Annotated in this window: 13 protein-coding genes; 7 read left to right on the top strand and 6 right to left on the bottom strand. The window is 60.4% G+C overall.

Annotation, left to right across the window (positions count from 1 at the left end; genetic code table 11):
- Positions 1-4155 (bottom strand): hypothetical protein, encoded by a 4155-nt coding sequence (locus CAF74_RS00870; RefSeq protein ID WP_085745019.1) that lies wholly within the window; start codon positions 4153-4155, stop codon positions 1-3.
- A 220-nt stretch (positions 4156-4375) separates the two neighbouring features.
- Between CAF74_RS00870 and CAF74_RS00865 the strand changes: the two genes are divergently transcribed.
- Together CAF74_RS00865 and CAF74_RS00860 are read left to right on the top strand one after the other, a co-directional pair.
- Positions 4376-6838, top strand: a complete 2463-nt coding sequence (locus tag CAF74_RS00865) for an EAL domain-containing protein (RefSeq protein ID WP_085745018.1) — start codon at positions 4376-4378, stop codon at positions 6836-6838.
- A gap of 46 nt (positions 6839-6884) precedes the next feature.
- Positions 6885-7679, top strand: coding sequence for a TenA family transcriptional regulator (locus CAF74_RS00860; protein ID WP_085745017.1), 795 nt, complete (start codon positions 6885-6887; stop codon positions 7677-7679).
- A 62-nt stretch (positions 7680-7741) separates the two neighbouring features.
- Here the strand turns inward: CAF74_RS00860 and CAF74_RS00855 are convergent, their stop codons facing one another.
- The 5 genes from CAF74_RS00855 to CAF74_RS00835 form a co-directional block, all read right to left on the bottom strand.
- Complete coding sequence (locus CAF74_RS00855) at positions 7742-8668, bottom strand: GGDEF domain-containing protein (protein WP_085745016.1); 927 nt, start codon at positions 8666-8668, stop codon at positions 7742-7744.
- Positions 8669-9030: 362 nt separating this feature from the next.
- A complete protein-coding gene (locus CAF74_RS00850) occupies positions 9031-9771 on the bottom strand; it encodes a YciK family oxidoreductase (RefSeq protein WP_085745015.1) in 741 nt (246 codons plus the stop codon).
- Between the two features lie 80 nt (positions 9772-9851).
- Entirely contained in the window at positions 9852-10523 is a 672-nt protein-coding gene (gene mupP / locus CAF74_RS00845) for an N-acetylmuramic acid 6-phosphate phosphatase MupP (protein ID WP_085745014.1), read from the bottom strand.
- A gap of 4 nt (positions 10524-10527) precedes the next feature.
- Complete coding sequence (gene ubiG, locus CAF74_RS00840) at positions 10528-11226, bottom strand: bifunctional 2-polyprenyl-6-hydroxyphenol methylase/3-demethylubiquinol 3-O-methyltransferase UbiG (RefSeq protein ID WP_007950906.1); 699 nt, start codon at positions 11224-11226, stop codon at positions 10528-10530.
- A gap of 58 nt (positions 11227-11284) precedes the next feature.
- Positions 11285-12619: a TRZ/ATZ family hydrolase gene (locus CAF74_RS00835; RefSeq protein WP_085745013.1), complete on the bottom strand. Its 1335-nt coding sequence runs from the start codon at positions 12617-12619 to the stop codon at positions 11285-11287.
- A 108-nt stretch (positions 12620-12727) separates the two neighbouring features.
- Here CAF74_RS00835 and mtnA point away from each other — a divergent pair, with 108 nt between their 5' ends.
- From mtnA to hisC, 5 genes are all read left to right on the top strand, one after another.
- Positions 12728-13804, top strand: coding sequence for an S-methyl-5-thioribose-1-phosphate isomerase (gene mtnA, locus CAF74_RS00830; protein ID WP_085745012.1), 1077 nt, complete (start codon positions 12728-12730; stop codon positions 13802-13804).
- 439 nt (positions 13805-14243) lie between these two features.
- Complete coding sequence (gene gyrA / locus CAF74_RS00825) at positions 14244-16907, top strand: DNA gyrase subunit A (protein ID WP_085745011.1); 2664 nt, start codon at positions 14244-14246, stop codon at positions 16905-16907.
- 64 nt (positions 16908-16971) lie between these two features.
- Positions 16972-18057, top strand: coding sequence for a 3-phosphoserine/phosphohydroxythreonine transaminase (gene serC, locus CAF74_RS00820; RefSeq protein ID WP_085745010.1), 1086 nt, complete (start codon positions 16972-16974; stop codon positions 18055-18057).
- Positions 18057-19151 carry a prephenate dehydratase gene (pheA, locus tag CAF74_RS00815; protein ID WP_007950913.1) on the top strand — a complete coding sequence of 365 codons (1095 nt, stop codon included), beginning with the start codon at positions 18057-18059 and terminating at the stop codon, positions 19149-19151. The genes serC and pheA overlap by 1 nt, the downstream gene beginning before the upstream one ends.
- Before the next feature lie 12 nt (positions 19152-19163).
- Entirely contained in the window at positions 19164-20276 is a 1113-nt protein-coding gene (gene hisC / locus CAF74_RS00810) for a histidinol-phosphate transaminase (protein ID WP_085745009.1), read from the top strand.
- Positions 20277-20294 lie beyond the last annotated feature (18 nt).

Genomic DNA, 20294 nt, shown 5'->3' with positions numbered 1-20294 from the left:
TCATTTCCATAGCACCTCCAGTGCGTTGGCCGTGCCGTCGTAGCCAAACTCTTTGACGATCACTGAACAACTGGTGCATGGAGGCATGGTTGTAGCCACGTCGACCGAAGCGATCATGTGGTTTTCGGGGTATTTCTTGCGAAGCACACTGATCAGTTTGGCCTCGCTGTCCAGAGAGGTCGGCCGACGGGTCAGCGCAGGCGTGTAGGTGTCGATGTCCTTTATCGTATGGGGAATCGCCACCAATTGCCCTTTGCTCGAGACTTCCAGTGAGGTTCTGTTGAAGGTCTGGTCGAAGTCGATATTGAAGTAGGTGGTGTCGCCGATGATCACTTTGTCCGGCGCGAATGGAGGCTTGAACAAAGGCAGTTCCCCGGTCAGTCCTTGCGCTCCGGAAACGCTGACATACACCTCGCGCTTGCCGTTCGAAGTCAGGATGTCGGCGTAGGCGATGTTTCTCGGATTCTGTCCCTGTAAACGAGACGGGAGCAGCGCCTGCAACTTGTCCATTGTCCGATTGATTTTCAGGTCGGCGCTTTGTTGGATATTGATGGTTTTCTCGCAAAACAGCGTATCGAAGATATCGGCGGTTCGTTGGCGAAAGCTGTCTGAAGCATCCCTGCTACGTGACCAGGATGCTGCACCGTCCGGCAGCCGGTTGACGATCATGCGTGTGGAATGATCGAACAAAACCGCTTCACCGGGGCTGGTATCGACTTTAAGCAGTTTGAGCGTGTCGGGCGGGTTCGCATGACCACCAATGCGAATGGCAATTTTCTCCATGGTTTCGAGGGCGCGTTCTACGGCTGGAATACCGTAGATTCTCGCCATGTTGTTGGCATTGAGAGACCCGGTGTACACCGTCATCAGCTCACCCTTCAGATTGGCAGGCAGGGTATTGGCCTTGCGCAGCGTCAACGGAGTGGTGAGGCTCTGACCTTTGGGCAGTTCGGCGATGTAGAAGGATCCGGCGTCCAGTCGGGTGAACACATAGTGCCTTGAGTCGTCGATAGCGGGGACGATGATGGCGCCGGCCTCGAAGGTGTCGAACTGATTCCGGGTGCCGAAGGGGATATCCACTTTGATCCTCCCGTAAATCCCTTTTTGAAACGCTATAACCGCCGGGTGTCTGCTTTTCTTTTTCAGGAACTCGAGCAGCATCGCTCGACCCGCTGTGGCCGGGGTGTAAATGCTGTCCCCGAACCAGGGTGCCCAGCCTTTATCCGTGTCGTAAGTGCCGTTGGCTGGCGTGGGGGCCGGATTGCGGGTGACATAGCTCGTTTTACAGGCGTCCGACCCCGGCATGCGCCGCACTCTGCAGGGCAGGGCTTTGAGTAGCGACTGATCATCGATCAGGTCGGCGCGGCGCAGTTGGTTGCCGTCCGGTCGATAAGGGATGTCATCAATCAGCAGCGTGGTTCGACCATCGACCTCAAGCACTTCACGAACATGGGCGTGTTCTGGAACTTGCGCAACGACGTGGGTTTCGCTCGGGGGCAATGTCTTGAAGCCGGATCGACCTTGCGTGAGATTTTTGCCGTTGTTGCGCAGGCGCGGGCCGTAGGGCAGGGAGGTCATCGGGTCGACCAGATGAAAGCGTTCCAGTCCCGAAGAATCTGTATGGCGCAGGAGTACATCATCAATACCGTTGACCGTCGCGAGCTGATCACCGTTCGTCAGCGGCTTCCAGTCCCCGGGATCGATGGCTTGTGGCAGATTCTGGACCAGGCGGAAGCCATCGGCCTTTCCCGTCAGTTTTCTGATGCCGACAACGCTCACTCCGCCGATGAAGAGCAGCCCTTTTCCGGCACCGCTTCCCAGACCCTTGAGCAGCGAGGGAATACCGTCCAGTGGGTTGAGGTTTGCCAGTGAGCGGGTGAGGAGTTGGCGGGCCAATGTCGAAAACGGCGGCAGCGTTGCATTGACGACCATGCGAGTGGTGCCGGCAGCGGCGCGGAGCAGGCGCACCGAACCCGAGATGAATTTGCCGATCGGGCAAAGGAACGAAGCCAGGTCGAACAGGAGTCCGATCCCGCCCAGGGCTTTGCTTTTGACATCGTCGGAGAGCAGGTCCTCGATGCTGCCCCAGAAAGGAACGAACCCTTTGACGATCGTCACGAATACCTCCAGCCGTTTCTCGATCTTCGCCCTGTGGCTGTCGAAGATTGTCATGCCTCTGGCTTGCTGGCGCAGGTGTTCTTCATCGACGTAGAGGTAGTTTGTCGCGATGTAGTTGGCCAGTGCGTCCAGTCGTGATGTCAGCGTCGCAGCATCGGTCCCGGTACCCATGGAGGCTGCGGCTATAGTGCCCACGATGTCGAGGTAGCCGATGTAGGCCCCCCTGGCGGCAGGTGTCCTGCCGTGGAGATGGGCCGACCAGTCGAGCAGCAACGAAGTACTGATGTCACGCTCGGGTGAATAGGTTTGCCCGGGGATGGTGGCGTGCAAGGCAAACTCGGTCCGAACGCCATTGACGGTTGAAAACCTCAAGGTGGGTCGAAGGCGAATGACACCGGCACTCGGGATCAGCTCGTAGTAGGCAATATTTCCCTGGTGGGTCACTTTTATAACGAAGCCCTTCCTGGCCCGGGTCAGATCCGGCGGTTCGTTGGGTACTGATTTTCGACGCATCCCCAACAACTCGATTTCACCCATTGCCAATGCCTGGCGTTCGCTCGCTGGCAGTGAAGTCAGCAAGCTGGCGATCAAGGTCTGATAGGGCGGCCTGATCGTCGCCAGATATTGGTTGAAGGCGCTTTCAAACTGCGCATTGATATCCGGCAAGGATTTGCCGGCCCAGCTGTAGTCATCTGCATTTACCCGTTCATAACCACCCCGCGAGTTTTCACGCTCGGCGTAGAGGACGCGCTGCTCATCCAGCCGGAGTGCTGTGGTGGATCGCGTTGTGCCGTCGGGCATGGAGACAATCCATCGCTTTTCGCCATCGAGTTGGCCGTCTGCATAGATATCCAGAAAGTCGTGGCCCTGCTGATTCTTCTGGTCCAGTGGTGCTCTTGAATGACTATGGCTCGGATCGGCAGACATCAACTTGCGTCCGTCCTTGTTGAATGTAAAACCACTGAACCGGTCAGCCAGCACCTCCCTGGCCATCTGTATCCGGTCAGGCGGGGTTGAATCCAGCGTCATCGCGGCCTTGTTCAGGTTTTCGCTTTGTTCTTCCAGCGCAGTCAGCGCTCGCTTGATGTCTTCCTGATCGTGACCGGATGCCGCTCGCGCCGGGATGACGCCAGTGCACACCGCCCATTCAAGGGCGGGGCCTATTCGCAGTCGTGCAATTGTTTCCAGCTCTGCGGGGGAGGCGCCAGTACTGCGTTCCAGAGGCAAACTGACCAGTTGCTGGAAAGACAAGGGTTGCGACTGATCCAGGCCAAGCACCTCGGCCAGCAGCACGCCGTGCATGAAGTTCACCCACACGATCGACGTCTTGTAACGAAGCTCGGGCGGGATATCGCGCACGGCAAAGTCTTTCGACAGGCGATGTTGAAACATCTGGGCCAGCAGGATCGCCTCTTTGGTAGTGGCAACCCGTCGGGTTCGCAGCAAATGCTGTTCGAAATCGCGGCGCAGGGTCTGGTAGCTTTTGCCCCAGTGAGCAGGGTCTTGCCAGTGGAATCCGGCGAGCTCCTGCGACTCGTCGGGAGACGGCGCATGCAAATGCAGGCAGATGGCTTTGCATGACAACTGATAGCGCACGGACGACGGCGTCTGTTCGCCGGGGGATGCACCGAACCATTTGAGCCTTTTCAGCAGCCTTTCTGTCAGGTCCAGTGATTCGGGGGAATTCAGTACTCGCTGGAGGAAAACCGAAGGGGTCGCGCGCAGTTCGTCCGTGTCGGCGAGCCGCAGGATATCGCCACTCAAATGACGGATCAGCGAAGGTTTGCCGATCAAAAAGGTTTTGACCGTGTCGAGCATTCGTTCATTGATGCGTTGTGCCATGTACTGTTCGAGGGTCATGGCGGGTGCAATAGCCGGTGTTGCGACTCGGGCTGCCTTGAACCTTTTGCGGTCCCGGCCGGTCGGTTGGGGAATCAGGGATTCGATATCCGGGCCGGTAGCCAGTCCAAGCGCCTCGATGGCGCTGGTTTCTGCGGTTGTCGATAAGTCGGTTGAAGCTGAAAACGTCGAGGGCATATCACACTCCTTGTGAAGGCATTCCCGTTACAGAGGGTTGGATGCCTGAAGTGCCCAGTAGATCGATGCCGCCAGCGACCGTGGCTGTACATATGTCTATCCGGCGTTTGTCCTGAACTGAGGCGGATCCGCCGCTTGCCGGAACCCCGAACGCCTCCTAGTCTTTGGGGGTTGGTCTGATAGAGACGGACAATCAGGCAGTGACCACGCAAGGAACTCCATGAAGCAAAAGCGGACTCTCGGAACGCCTCGGTTGCTGGGCATCGTCTGGCCATTTATCGCCGTCGTGTTGTTTCAAGCCTTGTTGGGGGGCGTGAGTCTTTACGTCCTGTCGGCCGTTCGCGGCTATGTCGCTGGTGAAAGCCTTTGGTCCAAGGGCCAGAAAGACGCTATCTATTACCTCAACCTGTACGCGGACAGTCGCGACGAGGCAATTTACCTTAAATACCAGAACGCCATTGCCGTGCCTCAGGGCGGCCATCAATTGCGCCTGGCGCTGGACAAGCAACCGCCCGACCTGCAAGCGGCGCGTGAGGGCATTCTCAAGGGCGGCAACCACCCGGACGACGTTTCCAGTCTGATCTGGCTGTACCTGAACTTTCGTCACTTCAGTTATCTGGAAACCGCCATCGACCGCTGGACGCTGGGCGACGCCTATCTGGTGGAACTCGACGGCGTGGCGCAGGAGATGCATCAGCGCATCACCGCCAATGCCGCCACCGAAGCCGATATCCGCCGCTGGAAAGACCGGATCTTTGCGATCAATGACGGCGTGACCCCGGCCGCCAAGGCGTTCAGCGATGCCTTGGGTGAAGGCTCGCGGATGATCCTGCGCCTGCTGCTGTTCACCAACCTCGCCACTGCGCTGGGCCTGATCGTGCTGGCGCTGCTGCGCACCCGCAAACTGCTCAAGCAGCGCCATGCCTTCGCCGAAGCGCTGCAACTGGAAAAGGACCGGGCCCATGTGACCCTGCACTCGATCGGCGACGGGGTGATCACCACCGACGTCAGCGGGGCGATCGATTACATGAACCCGGCCGCCGAGGCGTTGACTCACTGGAAGGCCGAGCAGGCTGCCGGTCTGCCCTTGGCGGCGCTGTTCAACCTGCTGGATGACAATGCCCAGAGCGAGGGCTTGACCCTGATCGAGCACATTCTCAGTGGTCAGCTCACCGGCGGCAGCGAGCATTCGAAGCTGATCCAGCGGCTGGACGGCAGCACCGTGTCGGTGACGCTGGTCGGTGCGCCGATCCGCAATGCCGGCAAGGTCAGCGGTACGGTGCTGGTGCTGCATGACATGACTCAGGAGCGGCAATACATCGCCAATCTGTCGTGGCAGGCCACCCACGATGCGCTGACCGGCCTGGCCAACCGTCGCGAGTTCGAATACCGGCTCGAACAGGCCCTGCACAACCTGACGCGGCAGGCCGGGCGACATGCGCTGATGTTCCTCGATCTCGATCAGTTCAAGCTGGTCAACGACACCTGCGGGCACGCGGCAGGCGATGAGTTGCTGCGCCATATCTGCGCGTTGCTGCAATCGGGCTTGCGTGAGGGCGACACCCTGGCGCGGCTGGGCGGCGACGAGTTCGGCATCCTGCTGGAGAACTGCGCACCGGAGGCGGCCGAGAAGATCGCCGAGAGCCTGCGTCAGACCGTGCAAAACCTGCATTTCGTCTGGAAGGGGCGGCCGTTCCTGACCACCGTCAGCATTGGTCTGGTGCACGTCGCACAGAACCCGACCACCCTCGAGGCCTCGTTGCGGGCCGCCGACATGGCTTGCTACATGGCCAAGGAAAAGGGCCGCAACCGGGTGCAGGTCTACCACGCCGACGACTCGGAACTGTCCCTGCGTTTTGGCGAGATGGCTTGGGTGCAACGCCTGCATATGGCTTTGGAGGAAAACCGCTTCTGTCTCTACGCCCAGGAAATCGCACCACTGGGTTCGGTTGCCGGTGGCACCCGCGGGCACATCGAAATCCTGTTGCGTCTGCACGATGAGGCAGGCCGGATGATCCTGCCGGACAGTTTCATACCGGCGGCGGAACGTTACGGTTTGATGACGTCGCTGGATCGCTGGGTTGTGCAGAATGTATTTAAGGTTATTGCTCAATGTATTAACGAAGAGTGCGAAGGCCCTCTGGCAATGTGTGCGATTAATCTTTCAGGCATTACTATCGGAGATGACGCGTTCTTGCACTTTCTGCGGGAACAGTTTGATAACTACGGCGTACCGCCTGAAATGATTTGTTTTGAAATTACAGAAACCAGTGCCATTGCAAATCTCGGGAGTGCAATCAGATTTATTAATGAACTCAAAGGCTTGGGTTGTTATTTCTCACTCGATGACTTTTGTGCCGGAATGTCTTCATTCGCTTATCTGAAACATTTGCCTGTAGACTTCCTGAAGATCGACGGGAGTTTCGTAAAGGATATGCTGGACGACCCGATTAACCGTGCAATGGTCGAAGTGATCAATCACATCGGGCATGTCATGGGTAAGCAGACAATTGCCGAGTTTGTCGAAACAGCGCAGATCGAGCAGGCATTGCTTGAAATCGGCGTGGATTACGCTCAGGGTTATGTCATCGAACGCCCGCAGTTGTTTACCTGTGACAGTTTGCAAAGTCGGCCCGCCAGACCGCAGCCGTTGTTATTCAAGGCGCCTGGCACGTTCCGTTGAAGTCTCTTGCCGATCCGTACAATCACAAATCAAAAGGAGCCGAACAGTGATCGACACATTCAACCGAACCGGACCACTCATGGAAGCTGCAAGTTATCCCGCCTGGGCGCAACAGTTGATCCAGGATTGCAGCGAGAGCAAACGCCGGGTTGTCGAACATGAACTTTATCTGCGCATGCGTGATAACAAGCTCAGCGCCAAAACCATGCGCCAGTACCTGATCGGGGGCTGGCCCGTCGTTGAGCAATTCGCGTTGTACATGGCGCAGAACCTCACCAAGACCAAATTCGCCCGTCATCCGGGTGAAGACATGGCGCGGCGCTGGTTGATGCGCAACATTCGCGTCGAACTCAACCATGCCGATTACTGGCTGCACTGGAGCCGGGCCCATGGGGTGAGCCTGGAAGACCTGCAGGCGCAGCAAGTGCCACCGGAATTGCACGCCCTGAGCCACTGGTGCTGGCACACCAGTTCGGCGGATTCACTGATCGTGGCCATCGCGGCCACCAACTACGCCATCGAAGGCGCGACCGGGGAGTGGTCGGCGCTGGTCTGTTCGACGGGTGTCTATGCTGCGGCCTTCCCTGAAGAGGATCGCAAGCGGGCCATGAAGTGGCTGAAGATGCACGCCCAGTACGATGATGCCCATCCGTGGGAGGCACTGGAGATCATCTGCACCCTGGCCGGGATGAACCCGAGCAAAGCCTTGCAGGCGGAGCTGCGACAGGCCATCTGCAAGAGCTACGACTACATGTACCTGTTCCTCGAGCGCTGCATGCAGCTCGAACTGTCGGAGCGGGTGTTAGTCGGGCGTGAACGTCGGGCGCTGGTCGAGAGCTGATTTCGGCGACATCCATAAAAAAACGGGAGCCTTGGCTCCCGTTTTTTGTTGGCGGTGAATAATCAGCCCGCCATGGTCAGGCGATTTCGCCCTTCACGCTTGGCGACATACAGCGCGCTGTCGGCGCGGCGCAGCAGGCTGTCGGCGGATTCGCCCGGCAACAGAGTCGAGCAGCCGAGGCTCACGGTCAGTTCGATCAATTGGTTATTTGCGTAGTAATCCTGGGACTGCGCTGCTTGGCGCAGGCGCTCGCCGACCATGGAGGCCGCATCGCGACCGGTGTTGGACAGCAGGATCAGAAACTCTTCCCCGCCATAACGGAACACCATGTCGACGTTGCGCAACTGGCCCTTGATCGATGCGGCCACGGCTTTGAGCACGTCGTCGCCGGCGCTGTGACCATGGAGGTCGTTGACCTGCTTGAAGTGGTCGATGTCCAGCATCAGCAACGACAGCGGTTGCAGGTGCCGGCGGGACATCTCGATTTCGCGGTGCAGCGTCTGCTCCATGGCAATGCGGTTGCCGGCACCGGTCAGCGGATCACGCAGCGCGCTTTGCGTGGCGGCGCGGTACAGCAGGGCATTGCGCATCGGATACAGCAGCGCAGACAGCAACGATTCGAGATTGCCCAGTTCCTGTTCGCTGAAGCGCTGGTTGCGGCGGAACACCAGCTCACCCATGTGCTCGCCTTCGTGGCTGAGGCTGTAGCTGGCCGAGTGGTGACCGCGGGCACCGAACTCCAGTCGCAGGTCACTGCCATTGTGCACGTAGGTCAAGGCGTCCAGCGGCACCAGGCGCTGAACCTCGCGGAAAAACAGACCGAGGATGCGTTGAGGCTCAAGGCTGGTTTGCAGTTGCAGGCTCATTTGCTGGCGCAATTGTGCCAGGCTGGCAGGTCGCGCCAGAAGAGGTGGCTGCTGACCAAAGCCCAGGCGTTGCAATTTGGCATTGTCGAAGTCAATTGCAGTGGTCTGGGAGGGTGATTTCATATGGCGTGAGCCCCTAAGCAGTAAGTCTGTCTTACAGGCTGGGTGAGAGCGGCTATGGGCTGCGCGTCATACTGATCCATCAGTCCCGTAGGACATTTGGCGTAAGTTTAGTCTGCCCGATGACGATTAGTCAGCTATCGAATCAGGCCTTGCCCGACTGCCTTCACTCGGCGTGCTTTGAGGAAATGTAGAGCGAAAGTCGTGCCATACGGTTCATATTTTATTAAAACCGTTGTGGATCAATGGCTTGAGATTTTTGCGGAAGAAGGGGTGGTGGTTATTTGACTGAAGCTGCCGCGCTCAAAGCGGCAATTGCATGCCGCGACGGTATTCCGCCACGGCAACAAATGCGACGTATGGCATTACTGGGCGTTGAAGGCCTGGCCATTGATACCGGTGCTGTCCGGGCCCATCAGGTACAGATAGACCGGCATGATCTCTTCTGGAGTCGGGTTGTTCAGCGGGTTTTCCCCCGGGTAAGCCTGAGCGCGCATGCTGGTGCGAGTGGCGCCCGGGTTGATGCTGTTGGAGCGTACCGGGGCGACGTTTTCGACTTCGTCGGCCAGGGTTTGCATCAGGCCTTCGGTGGCGAACTTCGACACGCCATAGGCGCCCCAGTAAGCACGGCCCTTGCGCCCGACGCTGCTGGAGGTGAAGACCACCGAGGCGTCCTGCGACAGTTTGAGCAGCGGCAGCAGCGTGCTGGTCAGCATGAACATCGCGTTGACGTTGACCTGCATGACGCGCATGAAGTTTTCACCGGACAACTGCTCGATCGGCGTGCGCGGGCCGATGATCGAGGCGTTATGCAGCAGGCCGTCGAGGTGGCCGAACTCGGTCTCGATCATCGCCGCCAGCTCATCGTATTGATGGGGCAGGGCGGTTTCGAGGTTGAACGGGATCACGGCCGGCTGCGGATGCCCGGCTGCTTCGATCTCGTCGTAGACCTGGGTCAGGTTGGCTTCGGTCTTGCCCAATAGCAGCACGGTTGCACCGTGGGCGGCGTAGGCCTTGGCGGCAGCCGCGCCGATGCCACGACCGGCACCGGTGACCAGAATGACCCGATCCTTGAGCAATTCGGGGCGAGCGGAGTAATCAAACATAAGAAACCTCTAATCCATTAACTTCTGATCGTTCCCGCGTCATGCGCGGGAATTCAGCGATGGTCGCTTTGCCGCACCACTCAGCAACTGCAGAGCGCGTTGTCGAGCACCTTGCGCAACTCCAGCGGATGATCCACCACCACGTCCGCGCCCCAGTGCCGAGGGTTGTCGTCGGGGTGGATGTAGCCATAGGTCACGGCAGCGGTTTTGGTGCCGGCGTCACGGCCGGATTCGATATCGCGCAGATCATCGCCGATAAACAGAACGGTCGACGGATCCAGATCAAGCATCTTGCAGGCCAGGGTCAGCATCTCGGGATCCGGCTTGCTGTTCTTCACGTGATCCGGGCAGATCAGCAGGGCCGAGCGCTCGGCCAGCCCTAGTTGCTGCATGATCGGCTCGGCGAAGCGCAGCGGCTTGTTGGTGACCACGCCCCAGACCAGATGGGCTTTCTCGATGTCGGCCAGCAATTCGCCCATGCCGTCGAACAGCTTGCTGTGTACGGCGCAACCGACGAGGTAACGCTCGAGGAACTCCAGACGCAACTCCTCGAAGCCCGGCGACTCCGGATCCATCGAGAACGTCACCGCGACCATGGCCTTGGCGCCGCCGGAGATTTCATCGCGGATGTGTTTGTCGTTCATTGGCGGCAAGCCGCGATCCGCGCGCATCGCCTGGCAAATGGCGATGAAGTCCGGCGCGGTGTCGAGCAGAGTGCCGTCCATGTCGAAAAGGACTGCTCTGATGGCCATCGGCTTACTCCTCGCGCAGGGTCTGGATCATGTAGTTGACGTCAACGTCCGCCGCCAGCTTGTAGTGCTTGGTCAGCGGGTTGTAGGTCAGGCCGATGATGTCCTTGACGGTCAGGCCGGCCATGCGGCTCCAGGCGCCCAGCTCGGACGGGCGGATGAATTTCTTGAAGTCGTGGGTGCCGCGCGGCAGCAGCTTCATGATGTATTCGGCGCCGACGATGGCGAACAGGTACGCCTTCGGGTTGCGGTTGATGGTGGAGAAGAACACCTGGCCGCCGGGCTTGACCATGCGGAAGCAGGCGCGGATCACCGAGGAAGGGTCCGGTACGTGCTCGAGCATTTCCAGGCAGGTGACGACGTCGAACTGCTCGGGCATTTCTTCGGCCAGGGCTTCGGCGGTGATCTGCCGGTATTCGACGTTCACGCCGGATTCCAGCTGATGCAGTTGCGCGACCGCCAGTGGCGCTTCGCCCATGTCGATGCCGGTCACGGTCGCGCCGCGCTGAGCCATGGCTTCACTGAGGATGCCGCCGCCGCAACCGACGTCGAGGACCTTCTTGCCGGCCAGATTGACGCGTTCGTCAATCCAGTTGACCCGCAGCGGGTTGATGTCGTGCAGCGGTTTGAACTCGCTCTCGCGGTCCCACCAACGATGGGCCAGGGCTTCGAATTTGGCGATTTCGGCGTGGTCGACGTTGCTCATGATTTCAATCCTCTAAAACTTGAAAAGGGCTGTAGCCCCGGAGTTTGCCCCGGGGTGTTTACGATTCGGTGTGGCCGCTGATGCGTCGGCCCCAGGCCCGGGCGGTTTCGCCGAGCTGTTGTTCGTCCAGTCGGGTCAGGCGCCGGTCGTCGAGCAACTGCTTGCCGGCAACCCACAGGTGTTTCACGGAGTCGCGACCGGTGGCGTATATAAGCTGCGAGACCGGGTCATAGACCGGTTGTTGCGCCAGGCCGGACAGGTCGAAGGCGACGATGTCGGCCGCCTTGCCGAGCTCCAGCGAGCCGGTCTCGGCTTCGATCCCCAAGGCTCGCGCGCCGTTCAGCGTGGCCATGCGCAGCGCCCGGTGGGCGTCCAGCGCGGTGGCTGAGCCGGCGACGGCTTTGGCCAACAGAGCGGCAGTGCGGGTTTCACCCAGCAGGTCCAGGTCATTGTTGCTCGCGGCGCCATCGGTGCCGACCGCCACGTTGACTCCGGCCTGCCACAGGCGCTCCACCGGGCAGAAGCCGCTGGCCAGTTTCAGGTTCGACTCCGGGCAGTGGATCACGCTGGTGTTGCTTTCTACCAGCAACGCCAGGTCGTCATCGCTGATCTGGGTCATGTGCACGGCCTGGAAGCGCGGGCCGAGCAAGCCCAGTCGGCCAAGGCGGGCCAGCGGGCGTTCGCCGCGCTGTTCGACCGCTTGCTGCACTTCGAACGCGGTTTCGTGGACGTGCATGTGTATCGAGGCGTCCAGCTCTTCGGCGATCACGCGGATTTTTTCCAGGTTCTCGTCGCCCACGGTGTAGGGTGCATGAGGGCCGAAGGTGATCTTGATGCGCTCGTGATGCTTCAGGTCGCCGAACAGTTCGACGCCCTGACGAATGGCTTCATCGGCGCTGGCGGCACCCGGAATCGGGAAGTCGAGGATCGGAATCGCGATCTGCGCGCGGATTCCGCTGTTGTGCACGCGCTCGCTGGCAACCTTCGGGAAGAAGTACATGTCCGAGAAACAGGTGATGCCACCTTTTATCTGCTCGGCGATGGCCAGGTCGGTGCCGTCACGCACAAAATCTTCATCGACCCATTTGCCTTCGGCCGGCCAGATGTGGTTTTCCAGCCAGGTCATCAGCGGCAGATCGTCGGCCAGCCCACGGAACAGCGTCATCGCGGCGTGGCCGTGGGCGTTGATCAGGCCGGGGCTGAGCAAAACGTCCGGCAGTTCGCGGACTTCGGCGGCGTTACACTTCAGCGCTTCGGCACGCGGGCCGATAAACACGATGCGACCGTCGCGGATGCCCAGGCCATGCTCCTTGAGCACAACGCCTGCAGGTTCGACGGGTACCAGCCAGGTCGGCAGCAATAATAAGTCGAGCGCAATGGCAGGTTTCGGCATCGAGGGTCGGTTCCAGTGCTTTTGTAAAGGATGGCGAAGTATACCCGAGCGTCTTCGCGGGGGGATCGCTATAATCGGCGGCTTTTGTTCATGAGTGCGGGGTGAGGGATGCGCGATCGACTGTTGGCTGCGGAGAAGGTAAAGGCCATCGATTGGCGTGATGGCGCGCTCCACCTGCTGGATCAGCGCGTTTTGCCGTTCGAGGAAAACTGGATCGCCTACACCAGCGCCGCCGGCGTGGCCGAGGCAATTCGTTCGATGGTGGTGCGCGGTGCGCCGGCCATCGGCATCAGTGCCGCGTACGGCATCGTGTTGGCGGCCCGTGCCCGGATTGCCGAAGGTGGCGACTGGTATGCGTCGCTGGAAGAGGATTTCATGTTGCTGGCCGATTCCCGTCCGACAGCGGTCAACCTGTTCTGGGCGTTGAACCGCATGCACGACCGGCTGGACCGCTTGAAGGAAAACGCCGATCCGCTGGCGGCGCTGGAAGCCGAAGCCATTGCGATTCATGAAAGCGATCGTGAAGCCAACCTGACCATGGCCCAGCTCGGCGTCGACCTGATCCGCAAGCATCAGGGCAATGCTCAGGCAATTCTCACTCACTGCAACACCGGCGCCCTGGCCACCGGCGGTTTCGGGACGGCGCTCGGGGTGATTCGCGCGGCGTTCATCGAGGGCATGGTCGAGCGTGTCTACGCCGACGAAACCCGGCCGTGGCTGCAAGGCTCGCGGCTGACCGCGTGGGAGCTGGCCAACGAAGGCATTCCGGTGAACCTGAACGCCGACTCCGCCGCTGCGCACATCATGAAGACCAAAGGCGTGACCTGGGTGATCGTCGGCGCCGATCGGATCACCGCCAACGGCGACGTGGCGAACAAGATCGGCACCTATCAACTGGCGGTCAACGCCATGCACCACGGCGTGCGTTTCATGGTGGTGGCGCCGAGTTCGACCATCGACATGAATCTGGCCAGCGGTGACGACATCCCGATCGAGGAGCGCGACGGCGCCGAGTTGCTGGAGGTTGGCGGCAAACGTGTCGGGGCTGACGTCGAAGCGTTCAACCCGGTGTTTGACGTGACCCCGGCGGATCTGATCGATGCGATCGTCACCGAAAAAGGCATCGTCGAGCGCCCGGACACTGCGAAGATGGCGCAGTTGATGTGCCGCAAGCGCCTGCATTGATTGACTCTGGCGTCTGTTCGGACGCCATCGCTGGCAAGCCAGCTCCCACAGGTTTTGTGCACGCCGCCGAACTTGTGGGAGCTGCGGTGCGACGACTCGACTTGCCAGCGATGAGGTCTTGAAAGTCAATAAACATCCGCAATTTCGTCCCGAAATTTGCATTCAGGGAAGCTCTGAGCTTCTCTCGTCCCCGTTAAGCCTGTCATCGGTCATCTAACTATGCTCCATGCGCATCTGGGGGATAGGTGCGTGGCGGCTCTTGTGATAACATCCGGCGTTTTCCGAGGCAGTCCCACGGGGTTGTCTTCACTGCGCAAATCCAGGGTCAACTTGTCGATTTGTCGTAAGTCGGCGCATGGCACTCGGCCTGCATCGACGAGCTTCGTGCGTCCCCTATGGATATGGCGAAGTTTCACCAGAAAAAGGAATCAGGCTTCTCATGGGCGAACTGGCCAAAGAAATCCTCCCGGTCAATATCGAAGACGAGCTGAAACAGTCCTATCTCGACTACGCGATGAGCGTGATCGTCGGCCGTGCACTGCCGGATGCGCGCGATGGCTTGAAGCCCGTGCACCGTCGCGTGCTGTTCGCGATGAGCGAGCTGGGCAACGACTTCAACAAGCCGTACAAGAAATCTGCCCGTGTCGTCGGTGACGTGATCGGTAAGTATCACCCGCACGGTGATACCGCGGTGTACGACACCATCGTCCGCATGGCGCAGCCTTTCTCCCTGCGTTACCTGCTGGTCGACGGCCAGGGCAACTTCGGTTCGGTGGACGGCGACAACGCCGCGGCCATGCGATACACCGAAGTGCGCATGACCAAGCTGGCGCACGAGCTGCTGGCCGACCTGCACAAGGAAACCGTGGACTGGGTGCCGAACTACGACGGCACCGAGCTGATCCCGGCGGTCATGCCGACCCGCGTTCCGAACCTGCTGGTCAACGGCTCCAGTGGTATCGCCGTGGGCATGGCGACCAACATTCCGCCGCACAACCTCGGTGAAGTCATCGACGGTTGCCTGGCCCTCATCGACAACCCCGAGCTGACCGTCGATGAGCTGATGCAATACATTCCCGGTCCGGACTTCCCGACTGCCGCGATCATCAACGGTCGCGCCGGCATCATCGAAGCCTACCGCACCGGCCGTGGCCGCATTTACATGCGCGCCCGTTCGATCATCGAAGACATCGACAAGGTCGGTGGCCGTCAGCAGATCGTCATCACCGAACTCCCTTACCAGCTGAACAAGGCACGCCTGATCGAGAAGATCGCCGAGCTGGTAAAAGAGAAGAAACTCGAAGGCATCACCGAACTGCGCGACGAGTCCGACAAGGACGGTATGCGCGTCGTGATCGAACTGCGTCGCGGCGAAGTGCCTGAGGTGATCCTCAACAACCTCTACGCCCAGACCCAGCTGCAATCGGTATTCGGCATCAACATCGTTGCGCTGATCGACGGCCGTCCGCGGATCCTGAACCTCAAGGACCTGCTGGAAGCCTTCGTCCGTCACCGTCGCGAAGTGGTTACCCGCCGTACCGTGTTCGAACTGCGCAAGGCGCGCGAGCGCGGTCACATCCTCGAAGGTCAGGCCGTTGCCCTGTCGAACATCGACCCGGTGATCGCCCTGATCAAGGCTTCGCCGACGCCGTCGGAAGCCAAGGAAGCGCTGGTCAGCACGCCGTGGGAATCCTCGGCTGTGGTGGCGATGGTGGAACGTGCCGGTGCCGATTCGTGCCGTCCGGAAAACCTCGATCCGCAATACGGGCTGCGCGACGGCAAGTACTTCCTGTCGCCGGAACAGGCGCAAGCCATTCTGGAGCTGCGTCTGCACCGTCTGACCGGTCTGGAGCACGAAAAGCTGCTGGCCGAGTATCAAGAGATCCTCAACCAGATCGGCGAGCTGATCCGCATCCTCAACAGCGCCGTGCGCCTGATGGAAGTGATCCGCGAAGAACTGGAAGTGATCCGTGCCGAATACGGCGACGTGCGCCGCACCGAAATTCTCGATGCCCGTCTCGACCTGACCCTGGGCGACATGATCCCGGAAGAAGAGCGCGTCGTGACCATCTCCCACGGTGGCTATGCCAAGACCCAGCCGCTGGCTGCGTACCAGGCCCAGCGTCGTGGCGGTAAAGGCAAATCGGCTACTGGCGTGAAGGATGAGGACTACATCGCTCACCTGCTGGTCGCCAACAGCCACACCACCCTGCTGCTGTTCTCCAGCAAGGGCAAGGTGTACTGGCTGAAAACCTACGAAATCCCTGAAGCGTCCCGCGCCGCCCGTGGTCGTCCGTTGGTCAACCTGCTGCCGCTGGATGACGGTGAATACATCACCACCATGCTGCCGGTCGAGGAATACACCGAAGGTCACTACATCTTCATGGCCACCGCCAACGGCACCGTGAAGAAGACCCCGCTGGAATCCTTCAGCCGTCAGCGCAGCGTCGGTCTGATCGCGCTGGAACTGGACGAAGGTGACGTGCTGATCTCCGCGGCCATCACCGATGGCGAGCGTGAAGTAATGCTGTTCTCCGACGGCGGCAAGGTCACCCGCTTCAAGGAATCCGACGTGCGTGCCATGGGCCGTACCGCCCGCGGTGTGCGCGGCATGCGTCTGCCGGAAGGGCAGAAGCTGATTTCGATGCTGATCCCGGAAGAAGGCAGCCAGATCCTCACCGCTTCCGAGCGTGGCTACGGCAAACGCACCGCGATCACCGAGTTCCCTGAGTACAAACGTGGCGGCCAGGGCGTGATCGCCATGGTCAGCAACGAGCGTAACGGCCGTCTGGTCGGTGCGGTTCAGGTGCTTGATGGCGAGGAGATCATGCTGATTTCCGACCAGGGCACGCTGGTGCGTACCCGTGTCGACGAAGTTTCCAGCCTGGGTCGTAACACCCAGGGCGTGACCCTGATCAAGCTGGCCAAGGATGAAACCCTGGTCGGTCTGGAGCGGGTCCAGGAGCCGTCGGAAGTCGAGGGTGAAGAGCTTGAAGGTGAAGAAGGTGTCGAACTGGAAGAGGGCGTGATCGGCGCCGAACCGGACGATGCGGTCGACAACCTGCAGGCGGACGCCGCAGACGAAGAAGAGTCGCAAGACTAACCAAATCGTAGCAGGGCAGAGTGTTTGCTCTGTCCGCTACCGTGATTGCATAGCGAGAGTGGATGTGAGCAAACGAGCCTATAACTTCTGCGCAGGTCCCGCTGCGCTGCCTGAAGCTGTCCTGTTGCGTGCCCAGTCCGAGATGCTCGACTGGCACGGCAAGGGTCTGTCGGTCATGGAAATGAGCCATCGCAGCGATGACTACGTGGCCATCGCCGAGAAGGCCGAACAAGACCTGCGCGACCTGCTGTCCATCCCCTCCAATTACAAAGTGCTGTTCCTGCAGGGCGGTGCGAGCCAACAGTTCGCCGAGATTCCGCTGAACCTGCTGCCCGAGAACGGCACTGCCGACTATGTCGAAACCGGCATCTGGTCGAAGAAAGCCATCGAGGAAGCGCGTCGCTTCGGCAACGTCAATGTTGCCGCCAGCGCCAAGCCTTATGACTATCTGGCCATCCCTGGCCAGAACGAGTGGAAGCTGACTCCGGGTGCGGCCTATCTGCACTATGCGTCCAACGAAACCATCGGCGGCCTGCAGTTCGACTGGGTTCCCGAGGCTGGTGACGTTCCGCTGGTGGTCGACATGTCCTCCGATATCCTCTCGCGTCCGATCGATGTGTCGCAGTACGGCCTGATCTACGCCGGCGCGCAGAAGAACATCGGCCCGAGCGGTCTGGTGGTAGTGATTGTCCGTGAAGACCTGCTGGGCCGCGCCCGCAGTTCGTGCCCGACCATGCTCGACTACAAGGTCTCGGCCGATAACGGCTCGATGTACAACACCCCGGCGACCTATTCCTGGTACCTCTCGGGCCTCGTCTTCGAGTGGCTGAAGGAGCAGGGTGGCGTCGCCGCGATGGAGCAGCGCAATAAGGCGAAGAAAGATCGCCTGTACGGCTTCATCGACAACAGTGACTTCTATACCAACCCGATCAGCGTCAACGCCCGCTCGTGGATGAACGTGCCGTTCCGTCTGGCTGACGAGCGCCTGGACAAGGCGTTCCTGGCTGGCGCCGACGCCCGTGGCCTGCTCAACCTCAAGGGCCATCGCTCGGTTGGCGGCATGCGTGCCTCGATCTACAACGCTCTGGGTCTGGACGCCGTGGAAGCGCTGGTTGGCTACATGGCTGAATTCGAGAAGGAGCATTCCTGATGTCCGAGCAGGAGCTCAAGGCGCTGCGCGTTCGCATCGATAACCTGGACGAGAAGATCCTCCAGCTGATCAGCGATCGCGCGCGCTGCGCCGAAGAAGTTGCCCGGGTCAAGATGGCCAGTCTGGCCGAAGGCGAGCAGCCAGTGTTCTATCGTCCCGAGCGTGAGGCGCAGGTTCTCAAGCGTGTGATGGAACGCAACAAGGGGCCGTTGGGCAACGAAGAGATGGCGCGCTTGTTCCGCGAAATCATGTCTTCGTGCCTGGCCCTCGAGAACCCGCTGAAAGTTGCATATCTCGGTCCGGAAGGCACCTTCACCCAGGCGGCGGCCATGAAACACTTCGGTCACGCGGTGATCAGCAAGCCGATGGCGGCGATCGACGAAGTGTTCCGTGAAGTGGCGGCCGGTGCGGTGAACTTTGGCGTGGTGCCGGTGGAGAACTCCACCGAAGGCGCGGTCAACCACACCCTCGACAGCTTCCTCGAACATGACATGGTGATCTGCGGCGAAGTCGAGTTGCGCATTCACCACCACCTGTTGGTCGGTGAAAACACCAAGACCGACAGCATCAGCCGCATCTATTCCCACGCTCAGTCGCTGGCCCAGTGCCGCAAATGGCTGGACGCCCATTACCCGAATGTCGAGCGCGTGGCGGTGTCCAGCAACGCCGAAGCGGCCAAGCGGGTCAAGGGTGAGTGGAACTCGGCGGCGATCGCCGGCGACATGGCGGCCGGGCTGTATGGCCTGACCCGTCTGGCCGAGAAGATCGAAGATCGCCCGGACAACTCCACGCGCTTCCTGATGATCGGTAACCAGGAAGTGCCACCGACCGGCGACGACAAGACTTCGATCATCGTGTCCATGAGCAACAAGCCTGGCGCGCTCCATGAGCTGCTGGTGCCGTTCCATGACAACGGGATCGACCTGACCCGGATCGAAACCCGTCCGTCGCGCAGCGGCAAATGGACCTACGTGTTCTTCATCGACTTCGTTGGTCATCACCGTGATCCGCTGATCAAAGGTGTACTGGAAAAGATCAGTCAGGAAGCAGTAGCACTCAAGGTGCTGGGTTCCTACCCGAAAGCAGTTCTTTAAGGGGTGGTAGCAATGAGTGGCAACTTCCTCGCTCTGGCACAGCCGGGCGTGCAACAACTTTCGCCCTACGTACCGGGCAAGCCCGTGGACGAACTGGCGCGCGAGCTGGATCTGGATCCGGCAAGCATCGTCAAACTGGCGAGCAACGAAAACCCGTTGGGCGCCAGCCCGAAAGCGCTGGACGCGATCCGCGAAGCGCTGGACGAGCTGACTCGTTATCCGGACGGCAACGGTTTTGCCCTGAAATCCCTGCTGGCCGAGCAGTGCCGTGTCGAGCTGAACCAGGTGACCCTGGGCAACGGCTCCAACGACATTCTTGAACTGGTGGCGCGCGCCTATCTGGCGCCGGGCCTGAATGCCGTGTTCAGCGAGCACGCGTTCGCGGTCTACCCGATCGCGACCCAGGCGGTCGGCGCTCAGGCCAAGGTCGTTCCGGCCAAGGACTGGGGTCATGACCTGCCAGCGATGCTGGCGGCCATCGACGCCAGCACCCGCGTCGTGTTCATCGCCAACCCGAACAACCCGACCGGCACCTGGTTCGGCGCCGAAGCGCTGGACGAGTTCCTGCAGGACGTGCCGGAACATGTGCTGGTGGTGCTGGACGAGGCCTACATCGAATACGCCGAAGGCAGCGATCTGCCGGACGGTCTGGACTTCCTCGCGGCTTACCCGAACCTGCTGGTCTCGCGCACCTTTTCCAAGGCCTACGGTCTGGCGGCGCTGCGCGTTGGTTACGGCTTGTCCACCCCGGTGGTGGCGGACGTGCTGAACCGTGTACGCCAGCCGTTCAACGTCAACAGCCTGGCTTTGGCCGCGGCGTGTGCGGCGCTGAAGGACGAGGAGTATCTGGCGCAGAGCCGTCAGCTCAATGAATCCGGCATGCAACAGCTGGAAGCGGGTTTCCGCGAGCTGGGCCTGAGCTGGATTCCTTCCAGGGGCAACTTTATCTGCGTCGACCTCGGTCAGGTGGCGGCTCCGGTGTTCCAGGGCCTGCTGCGCGAAGGCGTGATCGTGCGTCCGGTGGCCAACTACGGCATGCCGAACCATCTGCGGGTGACCATCGGTCTGCCGGCGGAAAACAGCCGCTTCCTCGAAGCGCTGCGCAAGGTTCTGGCTCGTGGTTGATGTCACTGCGCTGCAATC

Source organism: Pseudomonas sp. R45(2017), assembly GCF_002112305.1.
GTDB lineage: Bacteria > Pseudomonadota > Gammaproteobacteria > Pseudomonadales > Pseudomonadaceae > Aquipseudomonas > Aquipseudomonas paraglycinae.
This window is presented reverse-complemented; position numbering and strand designations above follow the sequence as displayed.

Excerpts from the sequence above, each read along its gene's own strand:
- CAF74_RS00870 (WP_085745019.1), bottom strand. The coding sequence starts at position 4,155 with ATGCCCTCGACGTTTTCAGCTTCAACCGACTTATCGACAACCGCAGAA.
- CAF74_RS00865 (WP_085745018.1), top strand. The coding sequence starts at position 4,376 with ATGAAGCAAAAGCGGACTCTCGGAACGCCTCGGTTGCTGGGCATCGTC.
- CAF74_RS00855 (WP_085745016.1), bottom strand. The coding sequence starts at position 8,668 with ATGAAATCACCCTCCCAGACCACTGCAATTGACTTCGACAATGCCAAA.
- CAF74_RS00850 (WP_085745015.1), bottom strand. The coding sequence starts at position 9,771 with ATGTTTGATTACTCCGCTCGCCCCGAATTGCTCAAGGATCGGGTCATT.
- mupP (WP_085745014.1), bottom strand. The coding sequence starts at position 10,523 with ATGGCCATCAGAGCAGTCCTTTTCGACATGGACGGCACTCTGCTCGAC.
- ubiG (WP_007950906.1), bottom strand. The coding sequence starts at position 11,226 with ATGAGCAACGTCGACCACGCCGAAATCGCCAAATTCGAAGCCCTGGCC.
- CAF74_RS00835 (WP_085745013.1), bottom strand. The coding sequence starts at position 12,619 with ATGCCGAAACCTGCCATTGCGCTCGACTTATTATTGCTGCCGACCTGG.
- mtnA (WP_085745012.1), top strand. The coding sequence starts at position 12,728 with ATGCGCGATCGACTGTTGGCTGCGGAGAAGGTAAAGGCCATCGATTGG.
- gyrA (WP_085745011.1), top strand. The coding sequence starts at position 14,244 with ATGGGCGAACTGGCCAAAGAAATCCTCCCGGTCAATATCGAAGACGAG.
- pheA (WP_007950913.1), top strand. The coding sequence starts at position 18,057 with ATGTCCGAGCAGGAGCTCAAGGCGCTGCGCGTTCGCATCGATAACCTG.
- hisC (WP_085745009.1), top strand. The coding sequence starts at position 19,164 with ATGAGTGGCAACTTCCTCGCTCTGGCACAGCCGGGCGTGCAACAACTT.